General features: G+C 55.5%; 11 protein-coding genes, 5 tRNA genes, 3 other RNA genes and 1 pseudogene. 15 read left to right on the plus strand and 5 right to left on the minus strand.

What is annotated here, in order from left to right; genetic code table 11:
* The first annotated feature begins 20 nt into the window (after nt 1-20).
* The 14 genes from tolA (at nt 21) to pnuC (ending at nt 7,438) form a co-directional block, all read left to right on the plus strand.
* Entirely contained in the window at nt 21-1,346 is a 1,326-nt protein-coding gene (gene tolA, locus IEX01_RS02425) for a cell envelope integrity protein TolA (RefSeq protein ID WP_188723211.1), read from the plus strand.
* 129 nt (nt 1,347-1,475) lie between these two features.
* Nucleotides 1,476-2,768, plus strand: coding sequence for a Tol-Pal system beta propeller repeat protein TolB (gene tolB / locus IEX01_RS02430; protein ID WP_024557128.1), 1,293 nt, complete (start codon nt 1,476-1,478; stop codon nt 2,766-2,768).
* 34 nt (nt 2,769-2,802) lie between these two features.
* Nucleotides 2,803-3,324, plus strand: coding sequence for a peptidoglycan-associated lipoprotein Pal (pal, locus tag IEX01_RS02435; RefSeq protein ID WP_024552439.1), 522 nt, complete (start codon nt 2,803-2,805; stop codon nt 3,322-3,324).
* 9 nt (nt 3,325-3,333) lie between these two features.
* A complete protein-coding gene (cpoB, locus tag IEX01_RS02440) occupies nt 3,334-4,122 on the plus strand; it encodes a cell division protein CpoB (RefSeq protein WP_048887175.1) in 789 nt (262 codons plus the stop codon).
* A 164-nt stretch (nt 4,123-4,286) separates the two neighbouring features.
* Nucleotides 4,287-4,362, plus strand: a tRNA-Lys gene (locus tag IEX01_RS02445).
* Between the two features lie 135 nt (nt 4,363-4,497).
* A tRNA-Val gene (locus tag IEX01_RS02450) sits at nt 4,498-4,573 on the plus strand.
* A gap of 3 nt (nt 4,574-4,576) precedes the next feature.
* Nucleotides 4,577-4,652 (plus strand) — tRNA-Lys (locus IEX01_RS02455).
* A gap of 49 nt (nt 4,653-4,701) precedes the next feature.
* A tRNA-Lys gene (locus tag IEX01_RS02460) sits at nt 4,702-4,777 on the plus strand.
* Between the two features lie 32 nt (nt 4,778-4,809).
* A tRNA-Lys gene (locus IEX01_RS02465) sits at nt 4,810-4,885 on the plus strand.
* Nucleotides 4,886-4,910: 25 nt separating this feature from the next.
* A non-coding RNA gene (locus IEX01_RS02470) (RtT sRNA) lies at nt 4,911-5,033 on the plus strand.
* Nucleotides 5,034-5,055: 22 nt separating this feature from the next.
* Nucleotides 5,056-5,182: non-coding RNA, RtT sRNA (locus tag IEX01_RS02475), on the plus strand.
* A gap of 30 nt (nt 5,183-5,212) precedes the next feature.
* A non-coding RNA gene (locus IEX01_RS02480) (RtT sRNA) lies at nt 5,213-5,330 on the plus strand.
* A 264-nt stretch (nt 5,331-5,594) separates the two neighbouring features.
* The gene (gene nadA / locus IEX01_RS02485; protein ID WP_024555928.1) at nt 5,595-6,638 is read left to right on the plus strand and encodes a quinolinate synthase NadA; all 1,044 of its coding nucleotides are present in this window, start codon (nt 5,595-5,597) and stop codon (nt 6,636-6,638) included.
* An 80-nt stretch (nt 6,639-6,718) separates the two neighbouring features.
* Complete coding sequence (gene pnuC, locus IEX01_RS02490; protein WP_024555929.1) at nt 6,719-7,438, plus strand: nicotinamide riboside transporter PnuC; 720 nt, start codon at nt 6,719-6,721, stop codon at nt 7,436-7,438.
* Here pnuC and zitB read toward each other — a convergent pair.
* Nucleotides 7,435-8,379, minus strand: coding sequence for a CDF family zinc transporter ZitB (gene zitB / locus IEX01_RS02495; RefSeq protein ID WP_024555930.1), 945 nt, complete (start codon nt 8,377-8,379; stop codon nt 7,435-7,437). The two genes, pnuC and zitB, sit on opposite strands and share 4 nt — an antisense overlap.
* Before the next feature lie 151 nt (nt 8,380-8,530).
* Nucleotides 8,531-9,004, minus strand: a complete 474-nt coding sequence (locus IEX01_RS02500; RefSeq protein WP_024555931.1) for a protein YbgS — start codon at nt 9,002-9,004, stop codon at nt 8,531-8,533.
* Between the two features lie 327 nt (nt 9,005-9,331).
* Here IEX01_RS02500 and aroG point away from each other — a divergent pair, with 327 nt between their 5' ends.
* Nucleotides 9,332-10,384 (plus strand): 3-deoxy-7-phosphoheptulonate synthase AroG, encoded by a 1,053-nt coding sequence (gene aroG / locus IEX01_RS02505; protein WP_024560341.1) that lies wholly within the window; start codon nt 9,332-9,334, stop codon nt 10,382-10,384.
* Between the two features lie 92 nt (nt 10,385-10,476).
* Here the strand turns inward: aroG and gpmA are convergent, their stop codons facing one another.
* The 3 genes and pseudogenes from gpmA to galK all read right to left on the minus strand — a co-directional run bounded on the left by gpmA (nt 10,477) and on the right by galK (nt 13,407).
* Nucleotides 10,477-11,229 carry a 2,3-diphosphoglycerate-dependent phosphoglycerate mutase gene (gene gpmA / locus IEX01_RS02510; RefSeq protein WP_024555933.1) on the minus strand — a complete coding sequence of 251 codons (753 nt, stop codon included), beginning with the start codon at nt 11,227-11,229 and terminating at the stop codon, nt 10,477-10,479.
* Nucleotides 11,230-11,436: 207 nt separating this feature from the next.
* On the minus strand, nt 11,437-12,477 hold the full coding sequence (gene galM, locus IEX01_RS02515) for a galactose-1-epimerase (RefSeq protein ID WP_024555934.1): 1,041 nt from the start codon (nt 12,475-12,477) through the stop codon (nt 11,437-11,439).
* Nucleotides 12,471-13,407: pseudogene (gene galK, locus IEX01_RS02520) on the minus strand (galactokinase). The gene galM and the pseudogene galK overlap by 7 nt, the downstream one beginning before the upstream one ends.
* Nucleotides 13,408-13,411 lie beyond the last annotated feature (4 nt).

Raw genomic sequence — 13,411 nt, forward strand, 5'->3', positions numbered from 1 at the left:
ACAGTTTTTGGGAACCGAGAGTGTCAAAGGCAACCGAACAAAACGATAAGCTGAAACGAGCGATAATCATTTCAGTGGTGCTGCACGTCTTGCTGATTGCACTGCTGGTCTGGAGTTCGTTTGATGAGCACATTGACGAAGCTGCTGGCGGCGGCGGCGGGTCGGCCATTGATGCAGTCATGGTCGATCCCGGCGCGGTGGTGCAGCAATACAACCGTCAGCAACAGCAGCAGGCGAGCGCGCGCCGCGCCGCTGAGCAGCGTGAAAAGCAGGCGCAGCAGCAGGCGGAGGAGCTTCAGGAGAAGCAAGCCGCTGAGCAGGAGCGTCTGAAGCAGCTTGAGAAAGAACGTCTCGAAGCGCAGGAGCAAGCGCGTCAGCAGGCGGAGCAGCAAAAGCAAGCAGAAGAGGCGGCTAAACGCGCTCAGGAACAGCAGAAGCAGGCTGAAGAAGCGGCGGCGAAAGCGGCGGCGGAGGCGAAGTCGCAAGCTGAAGCACAGGCGAAAGCCGCTGCCGAAGCAAAAGCGAAGGCGGATACTCAGGCGAAAGCCGCTGAAGAAGCAGCGAAAAAAGCCGCCGCGGATGCACAGAAAAAAGCGCAGGAAGAAGCAGCAAAAGCCGCAGCAGACGCGCAGAAGAAAGCGCAGGAAGAAGCGGCTAAAGCGGCAAAAGCGGCTGAGAAGAAAGCGCAGGAAGAGGCGGCGAAAAAAGCTCAGCAGGAGGCTGAGAAAAAAGCAGCGGCTGAAGCGGCGAAGAAAGCGGCAGCCGAGAAAGCGGCTGCTGAAAAAGCAGAAAAAGCGGCCGCAGCGAAGGCGGCTGCGGCTGAGAAAGCGGCTGCGGAGAAAGCCGCTGCGGAAAAAGCGGCCGCTGCCGAGAAGGCCGCCGCCGCGAAGAAAGCCGCAGCAGAAAAAGCCGCCGCCGCGAAGAAAGCTGCAGCGGAAAAAGCGGCAGCTGCCGCAGGGGTTGATGATTTGCTTGGCGATCTAAGTTCCGGTAAGAATACGCCGAAATCCGGCGGCGGGGCGAAGGGAACTAATGCAGCGCCTGCCGGGACGGGTAATAGTAAAAACAATGGCGCCTCCGGCGCCGATATCAGCAGCTATGCTTCGCAGATTAAGTCTGCCATTGAGAGTAAGTTTTACGACGCGTCATCCTATACAGGCAAAACCTGTACGCTGCGCGTGAAACTCGCACCTGATGGTCTGCTGCTTGATATCCAGTCGGAAGGGGGGGACCCGGCGCTCTGCCAGGCGGCGATTTCCGCTGCTCGTCAGGCGAGAATTCCGAAGCCGCCAAGCCAGGCTGTATACGAAGTCTTTAAAAATGCACCGCTGGACTTTAAGCCCTGACCACAATTTCCCCGCGCAAGCGGGGAAAATCGTACTAAGGTGAGTCTCAGAGGTGGGGTAGTTTGAAATTAAGTTTGTTAACCTTCTGCTAAATTATCGTGGGCTTTCTGTCCGGATAAGGGAGATATGATGAAGCAGGCATTACGATTAGCATTCAGTTTTTTGATGCTGTGGGCAGCGGTGCTGCACGCGGAAGTACGTATTGAGATTACCCAGGGGGTAGACTCGGCGCGTCCTATTGGCGTCGCTCCGTTTAAATGGGCAGGTCCGGGCGCTGCGCCTGAAGATATTGGCGGCATTGTTGCAGCCGACCTGCGCAACAGCGGTAAATTCAACCCGCTCGACCGTTCCCGTCTGCCGCAGCAGCCCGCTTCCGCCCAGGAAGTGCAGCCTGCTGCCTGGTCAGCGCTGGGCATTGACGCGGTAGTAGTAGGCCAGGTTACCCCGAACGGTGACGGCAGCTACACGGTTGCTTATCAACTGGTAGATACCGGCGGCGCGCCGGGCACGGTACTTGCGCAAAACTCTTATAAGGTGAACAAGCAGTGGCTGCGTTATGCAGGTCATACTGCAAGCGACGAAGTCTTTGAAAAGCTGACCGGCATCAAAGGCGCGTTCCGCACCCGTATCGCCTATGTCGTGCAGACCAATGGCGGCCAGTTCCCGTATGAGCTGCGCGTATCTGACTATGATGGCTACAACCAGTTCGTGGTTCATCGTTCTCCGCAACCGCTGATGTCTCCGGCCTGGTCTCCGGATGGCAGCAAAGTTGCTTATGTTACCTTTGAAAGCGGCCGTTCCGCGCTGGTTATCCAGACGCTTTCCAACGGCGCCGTGCGTCAGGTTGCCTCCTTCCCGCGTCACAACGGCGCGCCGGCTTTCTCGCCGGATGGCAGCAAGCTCGCCTTCGCGCTCTCTAAAACCGGTAGCCTGAACCTTTACGTGATGGATATCGGCTCCGGCCAGATTCGCCAGGTGACGGATGGCCGCAGCAACAATACCGAACCTACCTGGTTCCCGGACAGCCAGACCCTGGCCTATACCTCTGACCAGGCAGGTCGTCCGCAGGTTTATAAAGTTAACGTCAACGGCGGCGCGCCTCAGCGTCTGACCTGGGAAGGTTCTCAGAATCAGGATGCGGATGTCAGCTCCGACGGTAAATTCTTAGTGATGGTGAGCTCCAACGGCGGCGCTCAGAACATTGCTAAACAAGATCTGGCAACGGGTGGCGTACAAACTTTGTCGTCCACGTTCCTGGATGAAACGCCAAGTCTGGCACCTAACGGCACTATGGTTATCTACAGCTCTTCTCAGGGGATGGGATCCGTGCTGAATCTGGTTTCTACAGATGGGCGTTTCAAAGCGCGTCTTCCGGCAACTGATGGTCAGGTTAAATTCCCGGCCTGGTCGCCGTATCTGTGATAATAAATAATTGATTATTAAAGGAATCAAAGAAATGCAACTGAACAAAGTGCTGAAAGGGCTGATGCTGGCTCTGCCTGTTATGGCAATCGCGGCGTGTTCTTCCAACAAGAACGCAAGCAACGACCAGAGCGGCGAAGGCATGCTGGGTGCCGGCACTGGTATGGATGCTAACGGCGGCGGCAACATGTCTTCTGAAGAGCAGGCTCGCCTGCAGATGCAGCAGCTGCAGCAGAACAACATTGTTTACTTCGATCTGGATAAGTATGACATCCGTTCTGACTTCGCTGCGATGCTGGATGCGCACGCTAACTTCCTGCGTAGCAACCCGTCTTACAAAGTGACCGTAGAAGGTCATGCGGACGAACGCGGTACCCCGGAGTACAACATCTCCCTGGGCGAGCGTCGTGCTAACGCCGTTAAGATGTACCTGCAAGGTAAAGGCGTTTCTGCAGACCAGATCTCCATCGTTTCTTACGGTAAAGAAAAACCTGCAGTACTGGGTCACGACGAAGCGGCTTACGCTAAAAACCGTCGCGCTGTACTGGTTTACTAAGAGACTCGCATGAGCAGTAACTTCAGACATCACCTGTTGGGTCTGTCGTTACTGGTTGGCATAGCGGCCCCCTGGGCCGCTTTTGCTCAGGCGCCAATCAGTAGCGTCGGCTCAGGCTCGGTCGAAGACCGCGTCACGCAACTTGAGCGTATCTCTAACGCTCACAGCCAGCTTTTAACTCAACTCCAGCAACAGCTCTCCGATAACCAGTCCGATATTGACTCCCTGCGCGGTCAGATTCAGGAAAATCAATATCAGCTGAATCAGATTGTCGAACGCCAAAAGCAGATCCTTTTGCAGATTGATAGCCTGAGCAGCGGCGGGGCGGCGACACAGGGAGCCGGCGGCACCCAAAATAGTGAGGCTCCGGCAGCGCCGGATAGCTCAGCCAGCGCGCCGGCAGCAGCGGCGCCAGTGCAGAGCGGCGATGCCAATACCGATTACAATGCGGCCATCGCGCTGGTGCAGGATAAATCGCGGCAGGACGAGGCTATCGTTGCGTTCCAGAACTTCATCAAGCAATACCCGGATTCCACTTACCAGCCTAATGCGAACTACTGGTTGGGACAGCTGAATTACAACAAGGGTAAAAAAGACGATGCGGCGTTTTACTTCGCATCAGTGGTGAAGAACTACCCGAAGTCGCCGAAAGCGGCTGACGCCATGTTTAAAGTCGGCGTCATCATGCAGGATAAAGGCGATACGGCGAAAGCAAAGGCGGTTTATCAGCAGGTTATCGCCAAATACCCTGGTACCGACGGCGCGAAGCAGGCGCAAAAGCGTCTGAATGCTATGTAATGCGTGCGGCTTGACCAGTAAGCGTTGGTTTTCTGGTCTCGCCGCATGATTACTAAGCAGTTGAGTGATCTGTATCGAAATTTTAGTTGCGTCAGATTCTTAAATCAGTAATATATGCCGCCGTTGCCACGGGATATGAAACAAGCCTGTAGCGGCAAAAATGTGGGTCGTTAGCTCAGTTGGTAGAGCAGTTGACTTTTAATCAATTGGTCGCAGGTTCGAATCCTGCACGACCCACCACTCGCTAAGGTGGTATGAATAGCGAGAGCGTGAAGGATAACGTTGCACAGCAACGGCACAAAGGACGAGGCGAAGCCGAGTCATCCTGCACGACCCACCACATTAAAGGTGGAAACACCTTTCCAGCGTAATATCGGGTGATTAGCTCAGCTGGGAGAGCACCTCCCTTACAAGGAGGGGGTCGGCGGTTCGATCCCGTCATCACCCACCACGCGGGTCGTTAGCTCAGTTGGTAGAGCAGTTGACTTTTAATCAATTGGTCGCAGGTTCGAATCCTGCACGACCCACCACTCCACCACCGAGTGGTACAGCAGCAATTCTTTCAGATAACACCCGAATGGGTCGTTAGCTCAGTTGGTAGAGCAGTTGACTTTTAATCAATTGGTCGCAGGTTCGAATCCTGCACGACCCACCATCTGAAAGAAACCCGAGCAGTAAACCCGAAAGGGGTCGTTAGCTCAGTTGGTAGAGCAGTTGACTTTTAATCAATTGGTCGCAGGTTCGAATCCTGCACGACCCACCAGTGTAAAAAGGCGCCCTAAAGGCGCCTTTTTGCTATGCGCAGCGGTAATGATTCGAACCTGCCGCAGGTTCGAGCCGAGCTTTAGCGAGGCAACATTGCCGCTTGCGGCAATGGCCCGGAGGGCGAAGTCATCCTGCACGACCCACCAGTGTAAAAAGGCGCCCTAAAGGCGCCTTTTTGCTATGCGCAGTTGTCAATGATTCGAACCTGCGGCAGGTTCGAGCCGGGCTTTAGCGAGGCAACATTGCCGCTTGCGGCAATGGCCCGGAGGGCGAAGTCATCCTGCACGACCCACCAGTGTAAAAAGGCGCCCTAAAGGTGCCTTTTTGCTATGCGCAGCGGTACTGATTCGAACCTGCGGCAGGTTCGAGCCGAGCTTCAGCGAGGCAACATTGCCGCTTGCGGCAATGGCCCGGAGGGCGAAGTCATCCTGCACGACCCACCAGTGTAAAAAGCGCTCTCTACGCTATTTTGCTCTCCCTTTGACTCAACTATTAGCGCAGCGTTTGTCCGGCTGGTTTGCCTGTCAGTCCTGCATTATATGGGGCCTAAGTGAAACGCTGCCTGCCAAACCACAGCCGCTTATTTATTGTGACTTTTGGTCGTCAATCCGCTATCTTGTTTAGTATATAAAACACGATCGACTTATCTTTGCCTGCGCGAGCTATATGAGGGCAATCTTGTTAAGTCAGCAAAACGAGACAGTATGATGAGTGTGATGTTTGATCCGCAATCCGCTATTTACCCCTTCCCGCCGAAGCCCGCGCCCCTGAGCCTTGACGAGAAAGCCTTTTATCGTGAAAAAATAAAGCGTTTACTTAAAGCGCGAGACGCGGTGATGGTGGCACATTATTACACCGATCCCGAGATTCAGGCGCTGGCTGAAGAAACGGGCGGCTGTATTTCCGACTCGCTGGAAATGGCCCGTTTTGGCGCAAAACATCCGGCCAGCACGCTGCTGGTCGCCGGGGTTCGCTTTATGGGGGAAACCGCCAAAATCCTCAGCCCCGAAAAAACCATCCTGATGCCGACGTTGCAGGCGGAATGTTCCCTCGATTTAGGCTGCCCGATTGACGAATTTAGCGCCTTCTGCGACGCGCATCCGGATCGCACCGTGGTGGTTTACGCTAACACTTCCGCTGCGGTTAAAGCACGCGCGGACTGGGTTGTAACATCAAGCATTGCCGTTGAGTTGATCGAGCATCTCGACAGCCTTGGTGAAAAAATTATCTGGGCGCCAGACAGGCACCTTGGCAGCTACGTGCAAAAGCAAACCGGCGCCGACGTCTTGTGCTGGCAGGGCGCCTGTATTGTGCATGACGAATTTAAAACCCAGGCGCTGGCGCGAATGAAAGCGCTCTACCCCGATGCCGCCGTGCTGGTGCACCCCGAATCGCCGCAGGCGGTAGTGGAAATGGCGGATGCTGTCGGTTCGACCAGTCAGCTTATCAATGCTGCCAGAACCTTGCCGCATAAGCAGCTTATCGTAGCGACCGATCGCGGTATTTTTTACAAAATGCAGCAGGCCGTGCCGGAAAAAGAGCTGCTGGAAGCGCCGACTGCGGGCGAAGGGGCTACCTGTCGCAGCTGCGCTCATTGTCCATGGATGGCGATGAACGGGCTAAAAGCCATTGCCGAAGGCCTGGAGCAGGGCGGGGCGATGCATGAAATTCATGTTGATGCGAAACTGCGTGAGGGCGCGTTGCTGCCGCTTAACCGCATGCTGGATTTTGCCGCTACACTTCGGGGTTAGGTTGGTTTTTAAATCAAGGGCCTGTCGCCTACGCCAGACAGGCCGGACAACGCAAAAGCGGTTTACGCTCAGGGGAAAATATGGATTTTTTTAGCGTTAATAACATTCTCGTTCACATCCCGCTCGGCACCGGCGGTTACAATCTGTCCTGGATAGAAGCGGTCGGCACGCTCGCCGGGCTCCTGTGCATCTGGCTGGCAAGCCTTGAGAAAATCAGCAACTATGCGTTTGGTTTAGTTAACGTAACGCTCTTTGCAATCATCTTTTTCCAGATCCAGCTTTACGCCAGTTTGCTGCTGCAACTCTTCTTCTTCGCCGCCAATATTTACGGCTGGTACGCCTGGTCGCGCCAGACGAATGACCACGAAGCGGCGCTACGCATACGGTGGTTACCCATGCCAAAAGCGATGGGCTGGCTTGCAGGATGCGTTCTCGCCATTGGCCTGATGACAGTCTGGATTGACCCGGTATTTGCTTTTCTCACGCGGGTGGCGGTGACAATAATGCAGGGGATGGGGCTAAATGTGACCATGCCTGCGCTTGCGCCGGATGCTTTCCCGTTTTGGGATTCCTGCATGATGGTGCTCTCCATCGTGGCGATGATCCTGATGACCCGCAAATATGTCGAGAACTGGCTGCTGTGGGTCATCATTAATGTTATCAGCGTGGTGATTTTCGCACGCCAGGGCGTCTATGCCATGTCGCTCGAATACCTGTTGCTGACTTTCATTGCCCTTAACGGTAGCCGTATGTGGATCAAAAGCGCCCGTGAGCAGGGCTCCCGGGCGCTGGCGCATTAATGCTGATGACCGTGGTGGTGCGAATGCGCCGCCTGCGGTTCATTGAGATGGCAATCTGCGCCGCTACATGGCTGGTATTCCATTTGTACCGTAGCGTGTTCTACCTGGTACTTGTGGGAAAGAAAATGGTGAATGCGGCTAAGCAGGGCATCATGATCGTGCGGGGGAATAACCTGCACGTGCAGCGTCATTAAAGGCCGCTCGCCGACCAGCCAGACGTGAACATGATGTACGTCGCGCACTTCCGGGATAGCCCGGGAAAGTTCGCGCTTGAGGCCGCGCACGTCAAAGGTTTTCGGCGCCCCCTCCAGTAATTCATTGAGGCTCTCTTTTAACAGATTCCAGGCGCTGCGCAGCACCAGACACGAAACCAGAATCGACAGGATCGGGTCGATGGGCGTCCAGCCCGTGCTGAGAATAATCAGTGCGGCCGCTATCGCGCCAACCGACCCCAGCAAATCTCCCAGCACGTGCAACGCGGCGGCACGCACGTTCATATTTTTCTCTTCGCTGCCGCGATGCAAAATCCAGAACGAGGCCAGGTTGGCGATAAGTCCGGCAAAAGCGATGAGAAGCATTGCACCGCCTGCCACAGGGCGTGGATGGTAAAACCGCTGGATAGCTTCCCAGACGATAAGCGCTGTTATCACCAGCAGCGCCAGCGCGTTAACAAACGCGGCGAGGGTGGTCAGGCGCAGCCAGCCGAAAGTATGCCGCGGGTTCGGCGGACGGCGCGAAAACTGGACCGCCAGCAGTGCGACCAGCAGGGCTGCGGCGTCCGTCAACATATGGCCGGCGTCCGCCAGCAGCGCCAGCGAGCCAGAAAGCAAGCCGCCGACAACCTCGAGCACCATAAAAGCGGCGGTAATGGCAAAGGCGATGAAAAGCCGTCGGGCGTTAGCATCCTGTGACTGGGGAGCATGGGAGTGTGAATGCGCCATAGCAAATAAGCCTCAAATCAGTTGTTATAATTTTCAGTTCGAAAAGTCGCTAGCCAGTCTATAACGCGGCAGAGCAGTTTAAAAATCCGAAAAGATAAAGGAGAGCATAAGCTCTCCTTTATTAACTATTGACTTGCTATAGCCCGACAGTTTAGTGAGTCGTACCGTCGGTTTTGGTGTTGACGTCGTTGTTATTACCGCTGCCGGTTTCAACTTTCTTGTTCACGTCCGGGCAGCGACCGTCTTTACACATGCTGTTTTTATGGACTTCATCGGTAGTCATGCCATCGCCGGAAAGCGTACCGGTGGAGCCTGAATTCGTGTTGCTGCTGGAGCTGGTTCCTGTGCCCGAGCCCATCGCGCCGGAACTCGTTCCTGTGCCAGAACCGGTCGTGCCGGTAGTACCGCTGCCAGAATTGATGTTGTTGTTATTCACACCATTGGGAGCAAGGTTTTCTTTCGCGCCCGGCGCGACCTGGCCGGCATCAGCAGCCTGATTAGACTGGCCGTTACCGCCACCTGCAGAAGAAGCACCAGCGCCGCCTGCACCGCCTGATGCTGCCAGTGCCGCGCCGCTAGCCAGAGTAAGTGTCGTAGTCAGGATTAATGAGGCTAATTTATTCATGTCATACTCCTGTTCTGATCGTTGTTGTTGGACATCGCTTCCAACAGTGCACTGAGACAGGTTTGTTTGCTCAGCACCCATAAGGTGGTTGAAAAAACCACTTCCGCCTCGTAAAGCAGAACGTGATCGGGAAATAAAGCAAAAACAGAGTGTTAACAGTTAAAAAGTGTAGACGCGATCTCGTTTTTCGCTACTCTTTGGCGAGTAATCACTCATTTCCAGGAATTTTCCTGTCGAAGTGTAAAAGCGCGTTTACACTTCAGGCGTGACGAGATAGATTGAGGGGATTGCAACTTTATAAAAATGTAGAGCCCCACTGGAACGAACATGAATTATCAGAATGACGACTTACGCATTAAAGCCATCAACGAATTACTCCCACCGGTCGCCCTGTTAGAAAAATTTCCGGCGACAGCAAAAGCGGCGCAGACGGTTTCGCATGCCCGTCAGGCCATCCACAAGATTTTGCGCGGCAATGACGACCGCCTGCTGGTGGTAATTGGACCCTGCTCTATTCACGATCCGATCGCGGCGAAAGAATATGCTTCTCGTCTGCTGAAGCTGCGTCAAGAGTTGCAAGGCGAACTGGAAGTGGTGATGCGCGTTTACTTTGAAAAGCCACGCACCACGGTAGGCTGGAAAGGCCTTATTAACGACCCGCACATGGATAATAGCTTCCAGATCAACGACGGCCTGCGCATCGCCCGTAAGCTGCTTTTGGATATCAACGATACTGGTCTGCCTGCGGCAGGTGAGTTCCTCGATATGATCACGCCGCAATATATGGCGGACCTGATGAGCTGGGGCGCAATTGGCGCGCGTACGACGGAATCTCAGGTGCACCGCGAGCTGGCGTCCGGCCTCTCTTGTCCGGTGGGCTTCAAGAACGGCACCGATGGCACTATCAAAGTCGCGATTGACGCCATTAACGCAGCGGGCGCGCCGCACTGTTTCCTTTCTGTGACCAAGTGGGGCCATTCCGCTATCGTCAACACCAGCGGCAACAGCGACTGCCATATTATTCTGCGCGGCGGCAAAGAGCCGAATTACAGCGCAGCTCACGTCGCGCAAGTGAAAGAGGGGCTGACTAAGGCAGGTCTCGCGCCGCAGGTGATGATTGATTTTAGCCACGCCAATTCCAGCAAGCAGTTCAAAAAGCAAATGGATGTGGGCGCGGACGTCTGCCAGCAGATAGCGAAAGGCGAGAAAGCGATTATCGGCGTGATGATTGAAAGCCATCTGGTGGAAGGCAACCAGAGTCTTGAGAGCGGTGAACCGCTGGTTTACGGCAAAAGCGTGACCGACGCCTGCATCGGCTGGGAAGACACCGATGCCATTCTGCGCCAGCTCGCCGCAGCCGTTAAAGCGCGTCGCGGTTAATGCTGTTTGGCGGGGCGGCCGTACCCCGTTCCGTCAGCGGCCAATAAAAAAGGCGTGGTTTTCACCACGCCTTTTCTCATTTCGCAGAGCGATTACTTCGCTTTACCCTGGTTCGCTACGGCCGCGGCTTTCGCTGCGATTTCATCCGCGTTGCCCAGGTAGTAGTGTTTAATCGGCTTAAAGTTCTCATCGAACTCATAAACCAGCGGCACGCCGGTCGGGATGTTCAGTTCGAGGATCTCTTCTTCGCTCATGTTATCCAGGTATTTCACCAGCGCACGCAGGGAGTTGCCGTGAGCGGCGATAATCACGCGCTCGCCGCTTTTCAGGCGCGGCAGAATGGATTCGTTCCAGTAAGGAATGACGCGATCGATGGTCAGCGCCAGGCTTTCAGTCAGCGGCAGCTCCTGCTCGCTCAGTTTCGCATAGCGCGGGTCGTGGCCCGGGAAACGCTCATCGTCTTTGGTCAGCGCCGGCGGGGTGACCGCGAAGCCGCGACGCCACTGTTTAACCTGCTCGTCGCCATATTTCTCAGCGGTTTCCGCTTTGTTCAGGCCCTGCAGCGCGCCATAGTGGCGCTCGTTCAGTTTCCAGGATTTTTCAACCGGCAGCCAGGCCTGATCCAGCCCGTCCAGGATGTTCCACAGCGTATGGATGGCACGTTTCAGCACGGAGGTATAAGCAAAGTCAAAGCTGTAGCCTTCGTCTTTCAGCAGCTTGCCCGCAGCTTTCGCTTCGCTCACGCCTTTTTCAGACAGGTCGACATCGTACCAACCGGTAAAGCGGTTTTCGTTGTTCCACTGGCTTTCACCGTGACGAACCAGAACCAGCTTAGTAACAGCCATAGTATTACTCCTTCATAAGCCTGATTGAATGATAACAGTTATCATTATATTGCCGTGGTGAAGCCAGCGGCAACGCTAAACCTTTAACATAGCGAAAATAGCGGCGCAGTGTAAGGCGGTTGTGAAGCGGGGGTTAGATTTTTACAGCGAAATGGCGCGTTTATCAGCAATCTGGTGAAAAAAAGCCCTCTGTCGAGGGCTTGCGTCTTATAGCGGCAGGAAGTGGTATTCCGTGACGCTCAGATAATCTTCGCCGGGCTTCAGAACAGGGCTCGGCTGCGGCCATTCCGGATGGTTCGGGCTGTCGGGCAAGAATTCGCTTTCCAGCGCCAGCCCCTGATAGGGTTGATATTCACCCTGCTCGCGAGCCGGCACGCCGGTCAGGAAATTGCCGGTATAGACCTGCAGGGCAGGGGCGGTGGTATACACCGTCATCTGCAGTTTGTTGTCGCTGGACCAGACCTGCGCGGCAGGCTCGCTGGCGTCGCCCTGAGCCTGGAGCAAAAAGGCGTGATCGTAGCCTTTTACCAGCTTCTGATCTTCATCCGCCAGGAAATCGGCGGCTATCTTCTTCGGCTGGCGAAAATCAAAGCTGGTGCCTGCCACCGCTTTCAGCCCGCTATGAGGAATACCCTGGGCATCCACCGGCAGATAGTGGTCGGCAAAAAGCTGCAGGCGGTGCTCACGTACGTCATCCTGCGCGCCGTCCAGGTTGAAATAAGCGTGGTTGGTAAGGTTAACCGGGCAGGGTTTATCAACCTTAGCGCGGTATTCAATGCAAAGCGCGTTCTCATCCGTCAGCCTGAAATGAGCGGTAGCGCGCAGTTCGCCAGGAAAGCCCTGGTCGCCGTCCGGCGAATCGAGGCTGTAGAGCACTTCATGCTCGTTCTGGCGAACAATACGCCAGCGTCGCTTGTCGAACCCTTCCGGCCCGCCGTGCAGCTGGTTTTCACCCTGGCTTGGCAGCAGGGTGACGGTCTGCCCGTCCAGTTGATAGGTCGCTTTCGCAATACGGTTGGCGTAGCGGCCTACCGATGCGCCTAAAAACGCATCCTGTTGCGGATAATTTTCCGGGCTTGCGCAGCCCAGCAGCGTTTCGCGCACGGTGCCGTCGGTCATCGGGACGCGGGCGGAAAGCAGCGTGGCGCCCCAGTCCATGAGCGTGACCACCATCCCTGCGCTGTTGCGCAGGGTGGAGAGGCGGTAAGGCTGCCCGTCAGGGGCGAGTTGCGGCGTCTCTTTTAGCACAGACCTGCTCCTTCTGAAGGTTTGCACACATAAAAGGTTTCTTTAATTCCGGTTTTCGCTTCGTACTGGTTTTCTACGGCCTCTTTCACCGCAGGCACCAGCGACTCAGGCACCAGCGCGACCACGCAGCCGCCGAAGCCGCCGCCGGTCATCCGCACGCCGCCTTCGTCGCCAATGGCGGATTTCACAATGTCCACCAGCGTATCGATTTGCGGCACGGTTATCTCAAAGTCGTCGCGCATGGAGGCGTGCGATTCCGCCATCAGTTGGCCCATGCGCTTGAGGTCGCCTTTTTCCAGCGCCTGCGCAGCCTCCTGGGTACGGGCATTCTCCGTCAGCACATGACGAACACGCTTAGCCACCACCGGATCCAGTTCATTCGCCACGGCGTTAAACTGCTCGAGGCTTACGTCTCGCAGCGCCTTTTGCGTAAAGAAGCGGGCGCCGGTTTCGCACTGCTCGCGGCGGGTGTTGTACTCGCTGCCCACCAGCGTGCGCTTGAAGTTACTGTTAATAATAACCACAGCCACGCCTTTTGGCATAGGCACCGCTTTGGTGCCGAGGGAGCGGCAGTCGATAAGCAACGCGTGATCTTTTTTAAAAGTTACTGTCGCGCTTTTGTAAATGCTTCACCACGCCGCGAACGTAGTTAGACCACTGCTGGCTCTCATGGCTCAGAATCGGCGCGTCGAGGGAGAACTCATCCGTCTGGTTTTCGTAATCCGCAGCGATAACGCGCACGGTGCGATCGTCGCGCTTCGCGCAACTGATAACCGTCTGGTAGTCAATGGCGCAGGGCAACACGAAGCCGTCATTATAGTCGGTGTGTTCGCCAATCAGGTTAACGCGTCCTGGCGCCTGAACGAGATGGGTGGCAGGGTAGCCGAATTTTTCAGCAAACAGGGATGCGGTTTTCTCTTTCAGACTCATTGTT

This window comes from Franconibacter daqui, from assembly GCF_014644275.1.
In the GTDB taxonomy this organism is placed as follows: domain Bacteria; phylum Pseudomonadota; class Gammaproteobacteria; order Enterobacterales; family Enterobacteriaceae; genus Franconibacter; species Franconibacter pulveris.